The sequence below is a fragment of the Bacillus sp. 22475 genome, assembly GCF_052044835.1.
Classification (GTDB): Bacteria; Bacillota; Bacilli; order Bacillales; family Bacillaceae_G; genus Bacillus_A; species Bacillus_A cereus.
The window spans coordinates 440,422-455,514 of record NZ_JBQENW010000001.1; the positions used below are offsets into that span (position 1 = coordinate 440,422).

Below are 15,093 nucleotides of genomic sequence, written 5' to 3' on the forward strand. Positions count from 1 at the left end.
GCGAAAAGTGTAATAACATGAAAAATATAGGGGTGGTGTTATGATACTTTTAACGATAGGAGCAATTTTGTTAACGTTGTTTATTTTCTTTATTCTCGGTTTTATTACATTTATGATGTTTGTTGATAAGGCGACGCCTCAAATATATTATACACCTTGTGAATCAGTGACAGTGAAAGCTAAAGGTAAACATAGAAGGAAGAAAAGTTGAAAGTTGGCTTTTCTTCCTTCTTCTATTACATCCCCGAAATAACTAACAACAATAACCAAAATAGAAAACTAATAAAGGAAAGAAAACCAATACATATCGAGAACACACGATTATTTCTCCATTCGTGCCAAAAAGCGATAAATCCTAAAATACAAAGGAAAAACCAAATGGGCAGGAATATGAACTCGCTAACTTTCTCGGGGAGTAACGAATAAAAAGTTGTTACATATACGATCCAATTAGTAAAAAATAAAATGCAAATGATAATAGATTGTAAGTAGGGGCGGTTGAAAAATCTCCCTTTTTTTACGGTTTTAAAAATGATAGTTAGCGCTGAGATAAAGGCAATGAGTATGAAAACAAGTAAGAGTAATGTCAGCGTCATTTGATTCTCCTTTATAAGATTGTTTTTATCACGCATGGGCAGTAAGACCCACATCTTAAAACTCAACGTAAGAAAAGAGATTAGGTGGGGGATGAACATCCCCCACTGATTGAAGTTTCACTTTACAAGAAATGAATCTATTAAATTGTATGCTTGTTTTGTAGAGTGCCCGTTATATTTTTCAGTGTACGGATTTAGAAATCCATGTTCACCGTGTAGTTGTTTTATTTCTAATAAAGGATTATTTTGTTGCTGCAATGTTTGAATTAAAGAGGATACTGAAAAACTAGCTTCTTTTTCAGGGAAAATAAGTAAGGTGGCACATGTTGGTTTCATATGAATATAGTCACGTATGCGGGAACCGTAACATCCGATAATAAAATCTATTTTTGGATTGGTACTACATAACCATGAGATGGTAGCTCCAACACTAAAGCCGATAAGTCCGATATGTGTGTAACTAGTAGAAAGATTAGTAACGAATTCTTCAATTTGCTTTTTTCCATAATCAAATCCAATATGATTTACAAAATGTTCATATGCTTTTTCTTCATCACTATAATGAAATGCATGTTGCGATTGGAGAAGGTTAGGACAGAATACGTCTATATGAGATGAAGTAAAGTGTTGGATAACGTGATGCATATGGTCGTTCACACCATATATTTCATGAACAGCAATGAGAGCTACTTTTTTCTTCATAGTTATAAAGTACCTCTATGAAACTTAAATTCTTTCTCAACAAGGCAAATACGCAGGTGAAAGTTGTCATACCATTGCTGACGACCTCTTTTTTTCGCTTCTTTATGTAAGGCGTTCTTCTTCCAATTTTCAATTGCATCCAGTGATTCCCAATAAGAAATTGTTATTCCGAGTCCCGAATCACCTCGTGCACTTTCTACACCTAAAAATCCAGGTTGCTGCTTTGCAAGTTCCTCCATTTTTTCGGCAACGGTATTATAGTCAGTTGTATCATTTGATAAATTAGAAGTGAATATAACCGCATAATAAGGCTGGTTTTTTTCTAAATTAGATGCCATTATTTTTCCTCCTTAATGTATAGTACGAATAATTAATCCATAGTTTGTATTTTAGCAGGTCACAAAAAGAAAAGAAGTAGAAAATTCTTATTTTTTCAGCTCATGTAAAATAAAGAGTTGAAGAAATTTATAATAAGTAATCTGAAAGAAGAAAAATGCCACTTCAAAAGAGAAGTGGCATTTCTTATATTTCCTCTAAGCTATTAACTGGAACTGTTAATTCGCGTCCTGGGTTTTTCACTTCATATATGCGGGCGGTTTCATTGCTTTCGTCGACGTGTTGAATCATAACAGGCATGCCTTGAAAACTAACATTAGCTTGCTCCGCTGACACAGAAAGCTCTTTTGCACGTTGAATATTCATTTATATTCCTCCCATCATTATTATCTTTGCTAAAAAAGAGGAATAATATACCATTTCGAGACATTCTTAAAGTTTTTGTATTATTTGTAATGTTTCTTTAATAAATGAGGAGAAAATAGAATCAGGATAGTTATCTATCGCTTGAACTGCTTCTTTTGCTTCTTTCAGAGCAGCTGTTTTATCTTGAAGTTCTATATAGCAAAGGGCACGATAAGATCCAGCTGTTAATAACCATGATTGATCAAGTGGATGACTCATATAATCCGGTATGATAGCACGATCTAATACTTCTAAAGCTTCCTTGTAATGTTTTAAACCATACAAAGATTTTCCTTTTTCAAGATAATACAGTCCATCGTCTTGGAAAATTGGATCGTTTTTTAGTTTTTCTCGAAATTGTTCTAGATGTTCTAATGCGATTGTATATTCATTCGTAACAGTGTTATAGTAATAAGCTTTTAATATATGTATATTTGCAGCTGATAAAGTATCTTCTGTAAAAATGGCAAATTGCTCCGATTTTTTTATGTAATATAAATATCGTTCTTTATCAGTTGTAATGATTTTTTGATAAGATAAAATACGATAAAATTCATCTGTTTTATAATACACTTGATGTTTTTTTGAAAATGCAAGTGCATCTAAAATGACTCCCTCACATTTTCCATAATCGCCAAAAGCGAGTAAAATAATTGCTTCTTTTAAGGATAATTGTATATGTGTAATAAGATCCATTTCTAAATTCTTCGATTTATAGTCATCACGAATTTTGGTAATCAGCTGTAAACATTCTTTATATTTTTTACGCTTGAAGAGCATATAGTAAAACAGTAGTTTCGTTTCAGTACTTTCTCGATATAAAGTATATTTTTCAAATATAGAAACAGCTGTTTCAACGTAATATTCAATATTATAATCGTTCACAATAGCCGCTCCAGTTATGAACTGTTTATATAAACGTGCTGTATTTAAAGTAGAAGGTAAATCTTTTTGAACGATAGGTAGTAAAGTCTCATATACTTCATCACATTTATTCTTTATGAGTCGCTCCATTTTTTGAATGAGTTCTACAATTTCATGATCGTCTTCCTCTAATAAAAAACTCGTTTCACATTCAAGTTTTTCTGCAATATATTGTAATGTTTTCATGGAAGGTGTAGCTTTTCCATTTTCAATTTGACTAAGCATGCTTTTTGTAAGTTCCGAACCTGCCAGTGCTGTTTGAGTAAGCTTTTTTTCTTTTCGCAATGCTTTAATTTTTTCTCCGAGAGTTGCCATATTATTGCTCCTTTATAATTAAAAAGTTAAATACAATTTAACTTTTTGTTGTAAAAATTGGAAAGTTGATTATATAATAAGTTTAACACAATTTAACTTTTAAGGGGAGAGAGTCAAAAATGGGAGATATAAGTATAGGACAACATGATTCAAGAATGAAGATTGCAACTAGAAATATCATTTTAATGATGATTGGAAAAATGACGTCTTTATTAGGCGCAGGTATTTATACGTTCGCAATGGGGTTATATGTATTAAAGACTACTGGTTCAGGGATGGGTTTTGCAATTACGCTCGTTTGCGGATCACTTCCAAGGATGATCTGTGGCCCAATTGCTGGTGCTGTAGCAGACCGTGTGAATCGAAAATGGCTTGTCATTGGTACTGATTTATTAAGTAGTTTAACGATGCTTAGTATGTTTATTCTTGCTACTATATTTGGGCCATCACTTCTTTTTATTTATATTTCAGCAGCATTATTATCAATTTGTGCAAGTTTTTATTCTGTTGCATTAACTTCGTCTATTCCGAGTTTAGTAGATGAAGGACGTATTCAAAAAGCGAGTGCTTTAAATCAAACGGCGGCTTCTTTATCAAATATTTTAGGACCGATTATTGGCGGAGTTGTATATGGTTTCTTTTCAATTAAATCGTTTTTCCTATTAAATAGCATTACGTTCTTTTTAGCGGTTATTTTGCAATTATTTATCGTATTTGATTTATATAAAAAAGAAGTGGCTGAAAGTACAGAGCATTTCTTGACGAGTATAAAAGAAGGTTTTTTATATGTAAAAAGACAACGTGAAATATATGGTTTAATGAAAATAGCATTGTGGGTAAACTTTTTTGCGTGTGGTCTAACAGTTGCACTTCCGTACATTATCGTCCATACATTGCATTTATCTTCAAAGCAACTCGGTACTGTAGAGGGAATGTTAGCAGTCGGGATGCTAATGGGAGCGATTGCTTTATCAGTGCGTAAAGAAGTGAATAATCCGTTTCGTTCTATTTATACTGGACTGTTTTTGTTTGCAGGTTTAAGTTTATGTACAGTCTTTCCGTTGTTAGTTATCATTCCAAAAGTAGCAAGTTTTATTTACTATATTGCTTTTATGATGTTAACTGGTATAGCAATTATGATTGTAAACATTCCAATGCAAGTACATATGCAAAAAACGACAGATCCGAGCTATCTAGGGCGTGTGTTTGGCCTACTTGAAACAATTGCGACTGCAATCGCACCACTTGGTATGATTGTATATGGACTACTATTAGATATGTTGCCAACTAGCATTGTTATGATGACAATAGGCGGAGGTTTATTGTTAGTTGTATTAGTTGGAGTAAAGCAACACATGGCGAAAAAACAAGTAGATGTGTCCGCTTAAAAATAATAAAAATTTGACTTATCATTATAAAAATGACTAAACTAGTATTTTAGTTTTTGAAACTCTTTTTCATGTATGTTAAAGTAAAGTGAGCTTGCAAAGAAAAGGAGACAACAGCATGAAAAAATTAAGTTTTGTTATGCTTTTTCTATTAGTCGTAATGGCTGGATGTAGCAATTATGACACATATATTGAAACAGGTATGCAATCATTGAAAGATGAAAAGTATAGTGATGCAACAATGTGGTTCGAAAAAGCAGAAAAAGAGAAATCAGGAAATGAAGCGAAATCATATAAAGAAGTTGCTGAGAAAATGGATCGCGGAGCAACAGCATTAAAAGACGGTAAGTATTTAGAAGCGAAAGACATTGCAAATGAAGTGTTACAAAAGAAAAAAGATGATGAACTTGAAAAAGCTGTAACATCAAATGCAGAGAATATGATTCAAAAAGCAAAAGATGTGGAAGAGAAAGTAAATGAAAGAGTGGCAAAGCGTAGAAAGGTAGAAGAAGAAGGAATCGATAAAATTATTAAAGCTGTCGATAGTATAGATGAAGTGAAAGAAAAAGAGAAGAAAGTATCAGAAGCATTAGATAAGGCTGAAGAGGCGCAAGCAAAAATTGAGGCAAAGAAAAATAAATAGATTTATAGTTTGAAAGGCTGTCGTGCATAACGACAGCCTTTTAATTTTTTGTTGCAAATGAAGTGATGCTCTGTAGTAAAAAAGAAATAATTTTAGAATTCCATCTGTCCTCATGATGAATCGTATAAATGTTACGCTGAAATTCAAATTCAGGGATTGGTATATAGTATAGCTCATTTCGTTGTATTTCTTGCTCGATAGCAAGTTTAGAAATAAAGGCAATTCCATTACCATATTTTAAAATTTGTTTCATCGTTTCTAATGAGTCTAATTCAATTTCAGATTGGAATGTAATGTTGTGCGCCAACGTCCATTGTGTAAGTAAATCTCTCGTTGTAGATGGATTACGATGCAATAGTATGCGTTCCTTTTCGATATTTTGTAACGATACATTGTCTTTCTTTGAAAAATGATGTTCTTTGGAAAAGGCAAGAACAAGTGTATCGGGCATTATATTCGTTTGTTTTAAAAGTGGTTCATCAAATGGAGCAGCGGAAATTATCCCAATGTCGATTTCGTGATTTTGTAGCATCATTCGAATTTCAGGGGCTGTTTTCACTAGTAGCGTTATTTTTATATTGGGAAATTCACATTGAAATTGATGAACGACTTCTGGCAAAAGATAAGTCGCTGGTACATAACTAGCGCCGATTGTTATAGCACCTTTATGAAAATCTTTAAACTCTTGCGTGACACGTCTAGCTTCTTTCATAAGTGCATCTATTTTACAAGCATAATGGTGCAAAGCCTCACCAGCCTCTGTTAAGAAATACCTTCCAGAACGTAATTCGAATAGAGATACACCGAGTTCTTCTTCTAAGCTTTTTATATGAAATGTAATAGTTGGTTGTTTAACGCCAAGTTTTTCTGCAACGATTGTAAGCTTTTTGTATTTCTTAATAAGTACTACAATTTCTAATTTTAAGAGATTCATTATGAATTGCCGCCTTTTTTATTTTAACTATAGAAAAAATCTATAGAAATAAATAGTTTATTAGAAGTTTTTTAATTTAATCTTTACAGTACATTAACATTCAGTATAAATCTTCCATATAGAATGAAAGCAGGTTAAGAATGAGGGGAGAGAGGTGAAACGGTGGATATTATAATTAGTGGATTAGAAAAAACATTTGGAAAAACACAAGCATTAAAGCCGTTGCAGATTGTAATGAAACAAGGGGAATTCACTACACTTTTAGGACCTTCGGGATGTGGGAAAACGACTTTACTTAGAATGATAGCAGGGCTTGAAGAACCGGATAAGGGAGAAATATATTTTGGAAACCAGTGCATGTATTCTGCTGCCAAAAAGATAAAGACATCTCCTCATGAACGGAATATCGGTATGGTATTTCAAGATTTTGCTTTATGGCCGCACATGACTGTTTTTGAAAATGTTGCATTTGGTTTAAGAGCTACAAAGCAAACGAATCAATTGCGAGAAAAAGTAGAAGATGCGATAAAGCGAGTTCGCCTGCAAGGTATGGAGAAAAGGTATCCACACGAACTTTCTGGTGGACAGCAACAACGTGTCGCATTCGCTAGAGCAATTGTAACAAAACCTCATTTTATTTTGTTTGATGAACCGCTAAGTGCACTCGATGCAATTTTGCGAGAAGAAATGAGAATAGAGCTTATGGATATCGTTCATTCCATTGGTTTAACTGCACTGTATGTCACTCACGACCAAACAGAAGCAATGTCAATGTCAGACCAAATTATTGTCATGAAACAAGGAGAAGTATTACAAAAAGGAACACCGGAAGATATTTATGTGAAACCGTCTCATGAATTTGTTGCCAAATTTGTTGGTAAGGCGAATTGGCTTGTAGAGGGTAAAAAAATGGTTCGTCCAGAGCATGTGAGCTGGACGAAAAATGAAGTGTGCGAAATGTATACAGGTGAAATTCAGCACGTTACATATGTAGGAGAACGGTATGAAATAAAAGTAAACATGGGGGCACTCGGAATATGGACAGCTTATCACAATAGTAAATTAAGCATCGGTAAACCAGTATCGTTATATGTGCCAAAAAAATGTATTCATCATATAGGGGGAGAATCGTATGAAGAAATTCAGTTCGCTTAAGTCTTTATTTGTATGTACTTTATTATTTTCGGCTGTAGTAACAGGGTGTAGTTCAAAGACAGGCAATGCAGATGCAAAAAGTAAAAATACGACTGAAAAGAAAATTGTTGTATATAGTGCAGGGCCAAAAGGGTTAGCAGAAAAAATTCAAAAAGACTTTGAAAAGAAAACTGGTATAAAGGTGGAAATGTTTCAAGGGACAACTGGTAAAATTTTAGCGAGAATGGAAGCTGAAAAGAAAAATCCAGTCGTTGATGTAGTCGTACTTGCATCATTACCAGCGATGGAAGGATTAAAGAAAGAGGGTCAAACGTTAGCTTATAAAGAAGCGAAACAAGCTGATAAGCTGCGTTCTGAATGGTCAGATGATAAAGGACATTATTTCGGGTATAGTGCTTCAGCATTAGGGATTGTGTACAATACAAAAAATGTGAAGACAGCGCCTGAAGATTGGAGCGATATAACGAAAGGAGAATGGAAAGGGAAAGTGAATCTTCCAGATCCAGCACTTTCAGGTTCAGCTTTAGACTTTGTAACAGGATATGTGAAAAAGAATGGAAAGGATGGATGGAATTTATTTGAGCGGCTTAAGAAAAATGAAGTTACAGTAGCAGGAGCAAATCAGGAAGCGTTAGACCCAGTTGTAACAGGTGCGAAAGATATGGTAATTGCGGGTGTTGATTATATAACGTACAGTGCAAAAGCAAAGGGTGAACCGGTTGATATTGTTTATCCAAAAAGCGGAACAGTTATTAGCCCACGTGCAGCGGGGATTATGAAGGATAGTAAAAATGTAGAAGGCGCAAAAGAGTTTATTGATTATTTATTATCCGATGATGTACAAAAACAAGTTTCTAAAGCGTATTTATTGCCTGGTAGAACAGATATAAAAGCTGAAAATAGACCAAATGTAGAAGAGATTCCAGTATTAAATATTGATTGGAAAACAGTTGAGAAAGAGCAAGATGAAATAGGAAAACAATTTAAGAAAGTATTTCAATAAGATGGTGATTCCATGGTAAATCGATTCGTATCAGTAAGACAAGTTGGAATGACGGTAGCGTTATTGCTTGTGGCGATGTTAATCGTCATTCCCCTTTTTCTTATTTTGTTTTCTAGTATATATGAAAATAGTAGTTGGAACTTTTTAAAGCCTTTTGAAGTGATGCAGAGTGGTGGATTAGCTGGGATTTTTCTGAATTCGATGCTTCTAGGTGTACTCGTTGTAATAGGAGCTACAATATTTGCATTTCCATTGGCGTTTATTATGAGCAAAACAGATGTAGGAAAGTATAGTAAGTTAGATATTGTTTTTATGATTCCATTTATGACACCGCCGTATATTGGATCAATGGGCTGGATTTTGTTCATGCAACCTAACGGCTATTTTGAACAATTTTTTCCGATGCTAAAGACAGTTTCATCATCGTTTTTTAGTTTAGGAGGTATGGTCTTAATTATGAGTCTGCATTTATTCCCATTCCTTTATTTCATGCTGAAAAACACGTTACTTCAGATTGGGAGTAGTAAAGAAGAAGCTGCAGCAGTTCATGGCGGAAGTTTTTTCTATCGTTTAAGAAAAATAATATTGCCGTTATTAGTATCAAGTTATGTAATGGGTGCTTTACTCATTTTCGTAAAGACGATTGCTGAATTTGGAACACCGGCTACATTCGGACGTAGAATAGGATTCCACGTGTTAACATCAGAAATCCATAAATTTATTTCGAGTTGGCCAATTGATTTTAGTAGTGCAACAGCATTATCTTCTTTATTACTTAGTGCTTGTATGCTTATTTGGTATATGCAAAATGTATTGAATCGAAAGTATTCATATGCAATGGTTAGTGGAAAAGGTGTGAAATCTAAAAGATATACTTTGTCTATATTTACGCGCGTTGTAGCATGGATGTATGTAATTGGTTTATTAATAGTATCAATTGGAATTCCATACTTTTCTATACTTATTGCTTCTTTGTCAAAATTAAGAGGCGGTGGTTTACATGTAAATAACTTTACAACAAGCCATTATGAGGCATTGTTTACAATAGGATCTCCGGGATTAGAGGCTTTATGGAATAGTTTTCTTTTTTCACTCGTAACAGCGATTATCGCGGTAATGATTGGAGTCTTTTTGGCACTTATGATTCGAAAGGGGAAAAAAACCTCTGAAAAATGGCTTGATATGTGCGGTATGTTACCGAATATGGTACCAGGAATCGTTATGGTTGTAGGTCTTATTCTATTTTGGAATTCACCATATATGCCTATGTCAATTTACAATACACCAATCATGGTTATCGTAACGTATGTTGTTCTGTTTTTACCTTACACGGTGCAATATGTAAAATCATCACTCGGACAAATTGATGATTCTCTCATGCAGGCAGGAAGTGTTTTTTCTGGAAATTATATTTATATTTTTAGAAAAATAATATTGCCTCTTATTATCCCAGGCATTCTTGCTGGATGGGCGATGACATTTACAATTTCGATAAGAGAGTTAGTAGCATCGCTTCTCGTATTACCTCCATCAGTAGAAACGTCAGCAACGTTTATTTTTGCTCAATTTGAACAGGGGGAAGTATCTATAGGCATGGCGATGGCCGTTGTTTCTGTTGGACTTACAACAATGTGCTTATTACTGCTGCAACATATGGAGCAAAAACGAAAAGGGGTAGCAGGATGAGAGTAGAAGTATGGGGAGGAGCTGGAGAGTACGGTCGCTCCTGCTATTTTATAAAAAATAAAGAGACGAAAATAGTATTTGATTGTGGTATTAATCGATCTTATGAGGATAGTTATCCAAAAATAGAGAGAGAAGCTGTTCCATTTTTAGATGCGGTATTTTTATCACATATTCATGAAGATCATACGATGGGTTTACCTTTATTAGCGAAGTATGGCTATAAGAAAAAAATTTGGACGACTCGTTATACGAAGGAGCAACTGCCGTTATATTATGAAAAATGGAGAAACTATAATGTGATGCAAGGGTGGGATTTACCTTATAGCGACCAACACATAAAAGATTTAAATTATGTATGTATTGATGAGATTAGCAATCCAAATGAATGGGTACAAATTACTCCTACATTGCGGTTTCAATGGGGATATAGTGGGCATGTATTGGGAGCTGTTTGGTTTTTAGTTGATATGTATAATACATACGTATTTTATTCAGGCGACTATTCAGCAGAGTCTAATATACTACGAGCTAATTTACCTGAGAAATTGGGCCACAATATAAAAGTCGCAATTGTGGATGCCGCTTATCACACAGATGATGTTTCGCAAAATGAACGTGTAAACGAACTATGTGCAGAAATTGAACGAGTTATGAAAAATAAAGGAATAGCATTATTACCGCTGCCACAACTTGGTAGGGCGCAAGATATAGTATTGTATTTATATGAACGATATAAAGAATTTCCTCTTATAGTAGATAAAGAAATCTTGGCTGGATTTGAAGAGATGTTCGCATATAAAGATTGGATAAAAAATAATAAAGAACTTAAATGGGTTATGAAGAGTCTAAAAAGAAACATAATAGTGATGGATAATGACATTAGTATGCAAAATAGTTACGGAATAGTTGTAATGAGTGATGCGAATATGCAAACGAAACGAGCACAGTTATACTATGAACAGCTTCGGAATGAAAAGCGGAATGCCGTTATTTTTACTGGGCATATTGCGAAAGGGAGTTTTGCAGAAAAAGTTATGAAAGAGCATGTAAAGAATACATGTAGGGTGAATCGAGTTTCGTATAAAGTTCACCAAAGTATAAGAGACGTTAAAAAGATGTTAAATACATTATTACCAGAACATACGGTGCTAGTGCACGCTCTTAAAGAGGATACGGATCGATTACAACAAAAGCTAAGTACAGCAGGATATGAAAATGTATATTCACTTGCAATGGAACGTATAGAAGTCATTTGAAATGTAAAGGGGATAGGTATATGAAAAAAGTATTTGTATTCGTAAGCATTTTCTTTTGTTGTTTCCTTTATAACGTTAAGGAAGGTTTTACTGCTAGTCCAATGAAACCTAGTTTTGAAGTGAAGTTATTATTAAAGCCAGAACAAGTATTAGGTTATAACAAAGAGATGAAGCAAGAGGTGCTAGAACATTTCCAGGCTGGTACAAAATATGAAAGAATACAAGTGCAATTTTTAGATACTGCGAATAAAAGTTTAAGTGATGAAGGTTGGTTTGCTAGAATTCGAAAGAAAGAATTTAGTAAAGATTTTGAACTAACATATAAAAAAAGATATCCTATTCAAAATGGTGTAATTCAAGATGCACTAGAAGTAGCTAAAAAAGAAGGATTCGATAGTAATGCGGATAGTTATGAGGCGGAAATAGATTGGGGATTTGAGAAGAAAACATTAAGCATTTCAAATAAGAAAAGTTACAGTGCTAAAGGATATGGGATACTTGATTTACCAAATGAACAAGCTGCTCAAAACATGTTAATAGAAAAATTACCAGGGAAAATGAACAAATGGTTGTATACAAATTGGGGAGAAGAGATGTTAAAGAATTCCCGTATTTACGGTCCTGTATTAATGAAGCGATATACAGGAGAGTTTGAAAACATAAAAGCAAATATTGAAATTTGGCCATTAAGTAATACTGGGAAATTAGAAGATGACTTCGTAATAGAAGTGTCATTTAAAACAAATGAAGAAAGTATTGCGACAAAACAAAGGGAATTATTAATGGCGAGTTTAGAGAAAAAAGGCTGGTTGTTACCGAAAGATAGTTTGAAGACAGAGCTTATTTTTCAGTAAATAGTAAAAAGGAATCCATATTTCGTGGATTCCTTTTTCTAATATATGAGTATTAAGCTAAATCAGCTGACACGAACATATCACTATTTTGAAGATTTTTAGAGCGTAAACTATAAGCAACTACCTTCTTTTTATATTGTTTTACAACATCAACATGCTCTTCATGACTGTAAATATAAAATGTGAAATCTTTTTTACCACGTTTTGCATGGATAATTAAAGGAGTGCCTTCATTATAGGGTGGTGCATAATAGCGATCTAAAAATAAACCTTCGTTAAAATCATGAATAATTTTTGATTTCTGTTCGCCTTCTACGTTATTTCCGTGAATTGTAATAGTCACATTCTCTTCTTCAAGTTTTGGATGTGTTTCGTACTTGCTAATAATGGATTCAATAACAGTGTTAGGAAGGCTAGAAACGATAATTTTAAATGCTCCAAATACAACTAACATTACAATAAACCAAGTCGTCATAGTAATCATCCCCTTTATTCTATTTAATAATATAACTCATATGGTAATAGTACATATGGTGAAGTTTTGTATAATTTGTGAAAAATATGCCATTTTTACGAACGAAATGTTAGAAAAATCAATTTTGTTACAAAAAGTTGAAATTGAAGTATTTTGAAAGAAAAAGGTTTATAATAAAAATATAACTAATAACCACATTACTAATTATAAGGAAGTGTAACTATGAGTACTGTAGCAATCGTATATGGTATTATTCTTTCCACAATTATTGTTTTGTTTTTCGTTGGGGTTTCACGTTATATTCATAAATGGAAAGAAGGCGTTGCGAAATTAAATCACATTGAAGAAGAACTTAGTGATTTAATGTTACATCATGGTAAGTAAAATTTTTCAACTAAACAATGTGAAGAATATCACAAAACATGCTTTCCTAATGAAGGCATGTTTTTTTGTTGTTTAAGAAAAGAAGCGTTTTTGTATAAATAATCTAATTATTACTTAAAAAGGGAAATTTATTTAGTATAATATATAATATGTTTATTTTAGGGGGAGTATCATGAGGGGATTAAAAGTTGTTGGAATTATAGCTGGAATTACTATAGTAGGCTGTATAGCTTTCTTTTCAGTGAAGGAATATGTCAATTCCAAAGAAGACTCTAATTATGTGCTAAATTACATAAAAGAACATAAGGATGATAAAACAACTTCTTTAATTGTTAAAAGAAATGGTGAAACATTGACATCAATAAATGAAAAAGAAAAACTACCGCTAGCAAGTATGTCGAAAATCGTTATAGCAATTGAATATGCTAAGCAAGTAGCTGAAGGGAAAATAAGAAAAGACGAGCAAATTTCATTGAAAGAATTAGAAAAATACTATGTGAAAAATACTGATGGTGGTGCACACCCTGCATGGCTAGATGATGTAAAAGTTAAAGAGTTAGTGAAGGGTGGTCAAACTTCTTTAGAAGAAGTAGTGAAAGGAATGATTCATTATAGTTCGAATGCGAATGCATCATATTTATTGGACAAGCTTGGAGCAGCGCGGATAAATGAAAGTTTGAAAGAGTTAGGCTTAAATAGTCACGATGAATTTTATCCAACGTATACAGGGGCATTATATATGAGGGGCTATGTTGAAAAAGAACTGCATATTCCTCAAAATAAAGCATTGGACAAGCTACGTAATATGTCTAATGATGAATATGTTAAGCATGTATGGCAAATACATGAATGGATGAAAGACGAGAAAGAATGGACAAAACGCGAGATATCGTTAAAAGCCGATATGGACTTTCAGCGTATTTGGTCAGATCGGTTTATAGGTGCAAATGCGAAGGATTACATGAGTTTACTGGAAAAGATAAATAGCAGAAATTATTTTACACCACAAATGCAAGGTGAGATTGAGAATATATTTAAAGGAACCGTAGGAGAGGGTATGTTCGAATTTGCTGGACAGAAAGGTGGTTCTACGGCATTTGTATTAACAAATAGTTTCTATGGTACTGATAAAAAAGGGAATAAGATTGAGATTGTCTTTATGATGAACAATTTGAGTGAAAAAGCATTTGAAAAACTTCTAAGTAATATGGATTACTTTATTCGAGATATTGTCATAAGTAAGGAATTCAGAAATAAATTATAATGAAATAATTTTATTATGTAAACAAAAGGCGCTTATGAAAAGTGCTCTTTTTTAATACAGGATTTTCCAATCTTATTATTGAATATAGATTGAAAATTAGAAAGGAGGTTGAAAAATGACAACAATATATTTCGTTCGCCATGCCCATTCTACATATACAAAAGAAGAACGGGAACGACCTTTATCTGAAAAAGGGCACTGTGATGCAGAGAATGTAACGCATTTATTAAAAGATAAACATATTGATGTTGTTATTTCTAGTCCGTACAAAAGAGCAATCCAAACTGTACAAGGAATTGCGAATACATATAAATTATCAATACAAACAGAAGAAGATTTGCGTGAAAGATTATTGAGCACAGAGCCGGTATCAAATTTTAATGATGCTATGCAGAATGTGTGGGAAGATTGGAGTTTTGCATACGAAGGCGGAGAATCGAATGATGTCGCACAAAGGCGTGCTGTAATATGTATGCAAAATATATTAAAACAATATGAAGGTAAGAAGATTGTAATAGGTACGCATGGAAATATTATGGTATTACTCATGAATTATTTTAATTCGAAATATGATCTTGAGTTTTGGAAAACACTTCATATGCCTGATGTGTATAAATTAAATTTTGATAAAAATCGTTTCATTTCTGCTGAAAGAATAGAGAAAACAGGTCATCGGTTAAATATTTTGTAAAAGTTTATCAAAAAAAGAGGAAAGAGAGAAGTTATTGTAGAAGTATGACTTTGTAACATAAAAAATATATGTTAAAGGAGGC

At 33.3% G+C, this 15,093-nt stretch carries 19 protein-coding genes; 12 read left to right on the plus strand and 7 right to left on the minus strand.

What is annotated here, in order from left to right:
- Positions 1–40 precede the first annotated feature (40 nt).
- Positions 41–211: a DUF3951 domain-containing protein gene (locus tag ACTJJY_RS02455; protein ID WP_000602245.1), complete on the plus strand. Its 171-nt coding sequence runs from the start codon at positions 41–43 to the stop codon at positions 209–211.
- Positions 212–236: 25 nt separating this feature from the next.
- Here the strand turns inward: ACTJJY_RS02455 and ACTJJY_RS02460 are convergent, their stop codons facing one another.
- The 5 genes from ACTJJY_RS02460 to ACTJJY_RS02480 all read right to left on the minus strand — a co-directional run bounded on the left by ACTJJY_RS02460 (position 237) and on the right by ACTJJY_RS02480 (position 3,278).
- A complete protein-coding gene (locus ACTJJY_RS02460; RefSeq protein ID WP_440604903.1) occupies positions 237–596 on the minus strand; it encodes a hypothetical protein in 360 nt (119 codons plus the stop codon).
- 117 nt (positions 597–713) lie between these two features.
- Positions 714–1,298, minus strand: a complete 585-nt coding sequence (locus tag ACTJJY_RS02465) for a dienelactone hydrolase family protein (RefSeq protein ID WP_440604904.1) — start codon at positions 1,296–1,298, stop codon at positions 714–716.
- A gap of 2 nt (positions 1,299–1,300) precedes the next feature.
- The gene (locus ACTJJY_RS02470; protein ID WP_440604905.1) at positions 1,301–1,636 is read right to left on the minus strand and encodes an antibiotic biosynthesis monooxygenase family protein; all 336 of its coding nucleotides are present in this window, start codon (positions 1,634–1,636) and stop codon (positions 1,301–1,303) included.
- Between the two features lie 184 nt (positions 1,637–1,820).
- The gene (locus tag ACTJJY_RS02475; RefSeq protein ID WP_001025740.1) at positions 1,821–2,000 is read right to left on the minus strand and encodes an H-type small acid-soluble spore protein; all 180 of its coding nucleotides are present in this window, start codon (positions 1,998–2,000) and stop codon (positions 1,821–1,823) included.
- A gap of 66 nt (positions 2,001–2,066) precedes the next feature.
- On the minus strand, positions 2,067–3,278 hold the full coding sequence (locus tag ACTJJY_RS02480) for a helix-turn-helix domain-containing protein (RefSeq protein WP_213746690.1): 1,212 nt from the start codon (positions 3,276–3,278) through the stop codon (positions 2,067–2,069).
- A gap of 119 nt (positions 3,279–3,397) precedes the next feature.
- Between ACTJJY_RS02480 and ACTJJY_RS02485 the strand changes: the two genes are divergently transcribed.
- Both ACTJJY_RS02485 and ACTJJY_RS02490 read left to right on the plus strand, forming a co-directional pair.
- A complete protein-coding gene (locus tag ACTJJY_RS02485; protein WP_029441922.1) occupies positions 3,398–4,666 on the plus strand; it encodes an MFS transporter in 1,269 nt (422 codons plus the stop codon).
- Positions 4,667–4,784: 118 nt separating this feature from the next.
- Positions 4,785–5,309, plus strand: coding sequence for a hypothetical protein (locus ACTJJY_RS02490; protein WP_440604906.1), 525 nt, complete (start codon positions 4,785–4,787; stop codon positions 5,307–5,309).
- A 40-nt stretch (positions 5,310–5,349) separates the two neighbouring features.
- On the opposite strand, the gene ACTJJY_RS02495 is transcribed toward ACTJJY_RS02490, so the two are convergent.
- Positions 5,350–6,243, minus strand: coding sequence for a LysR substrate-binding domain-containing protein (locus ACTJJY_RS02495; protein WP_440604907.1), 894 nt, complete (start codon positions 6,241–6,243; stop codon positions 5,350–5,352).
- Positions 6,244–6,405: 162 nt separating this feature from the next.
- Here ACTJJY_RS02495 and ACTJJY_RS02500 point away from each other — a divergent pair, with 162 nt between their 5' ends.
- From ACTJJY_RS02500 to ACTJJY_RS02520, 5 genes are read left to right on the plus strand one after another with little or no spacing between them, the layout of a single operon-like run.
- Positions 6,406–7,398 carry an ABC transporter ATP-binding protein gene (locus tag ACTJJY_RS02500; RefSeq protein ID WP_440604908.1) on the plus strand — a complete coding sequence of 331 codons (993 nt, stop codon included), beginning with the start codon at positions 6,406–6,408 and terminating at the stop codon, positions 7,396–7,398.
- Positions 7,376–8,401 carry an extracellular solute-binding protein gene (locus ACTJJY_RS02505; RefSeq protein ID WP_440604909.1) on the plus strand — a complete coding sequence of 342 codons (1,026 nt, stop codon included), beginning with the start codon at positions 7,376–7,378 and terminating at the stop codon, positions 8,399–8,401. Before ACTJJY_RS02500 ends, ACTJJY_RS02505 begins: the two co-directional genes overlap by 23 nt.
- 12 nt (positions 8,402–8,413) lie before the next feature.
- Complete coding sequence (locus ACTJJY_RS02510; RefSeq protein WP_098377209.1) at positions 8,414–10,087, plus strand: ABC transporter permease; 1,674 nt, start codon at positions 8,414–8,416, stop codon at positions 10,085–10,087.
- The gene (locus tag ACTJJY_RS02515) at positions 10,084–11,343 is read left to right on the plus strand and encodes an MBL fold metallo-hydrolase (protein ID WP_440604910.1); all 1,260 of its coding nucleotides are present in this window, start codon (positions 10,084–10,086) and stop codon (positions 11,341–11,343) included. The genes ACTJJY_RS02510 and ACTJJY_RS02515 overlap by 4 nt, the downstream gene beginning before the upstream one ends.
- Positions 11,344–11,363: 20 nt before the next feature.
- Positions 11,364–12,197: a hypothetical protein gene (locus ACTJJY_RS02520; protein WP_440604911.1), complete on the plus strand. Its 834-nt coding sequence runs from the start codon at positions 11,364–11,366 to the stop codon at positions 12,195–12,197.
- Between the two features lie 52 nt (positions 12,198–12,249).
- On the opposite strand, the gene ACTJJY_RS02525 is transcribed toward ACTJJY_RS02520, so the two are convergent.
- Positions 12,250–12,672, minus strand: a complete 423-nt coding sequence (locus tag ACTJJY_RS02525) for a YfmQ family protein (RefSeq protein ID WP_440604912.1) — start codon at positions 12,670–12,672, stop codon at positions 12,250–12,252.
- 40 nt (positions 12,673–12,712) lie between these two features.
- On the opposite strand from ACTJJY_RS02525, the gene ACTJJY_RS02530 reads away from it, so the two are divergent.
- The 4 genes from ACTJJY_RS02530 (at position 12,713) to ACTJJY_RS02545 (ending at position 15,011) form a co-directional block, all read left to right on the plus strand.
- Entirely contained in the window at positions 12,713–12,829 is a 117-nt protein-coding gene (locus ACTJJY_RS02530; protein WP_001987133.1) for a hypothetical protein, read from the plus strand.
- A gap of 65 nt (positions 12,830–12,894) precedes the next feature.
- Positions 12,895–13,056: a hypothetical protein gene (locus ACTJJY_RS02535; RefSeq protein WP_000108701.1), complete on the plus strand. Its 162-nt coding sequence runs from the start codon at positions 12,895–12,897 to the stop codon at positions 13,054–13,056.
- A 172-nt stretch (positions 13,057–13,228) separates the two neighbouring features.
- Entirely contained in the window at positions 13,229–14,320 is a 1,092-nt protein-coding gene (locus ACTJJY_RS02540) for a serine hydrolase (RefSeq protein ID WP_440604913.1), read from the plus strand.
- 115 nt (positions 14,321–14,435) lie between these two features.
- Positions 14,436–15,011: a histidine phosphatase family protein gene (locus ACTJJY_RS02545; RefSeq protein WP_440604914.1), complete on the plus strand. Its 576-nt coding sequence runs from the start codon at positions 14,436–14,438 to the stop codon at positions 15,009–15,011.
- Positions 15,012–15,093: the final 82 nt, after the last annotated feature.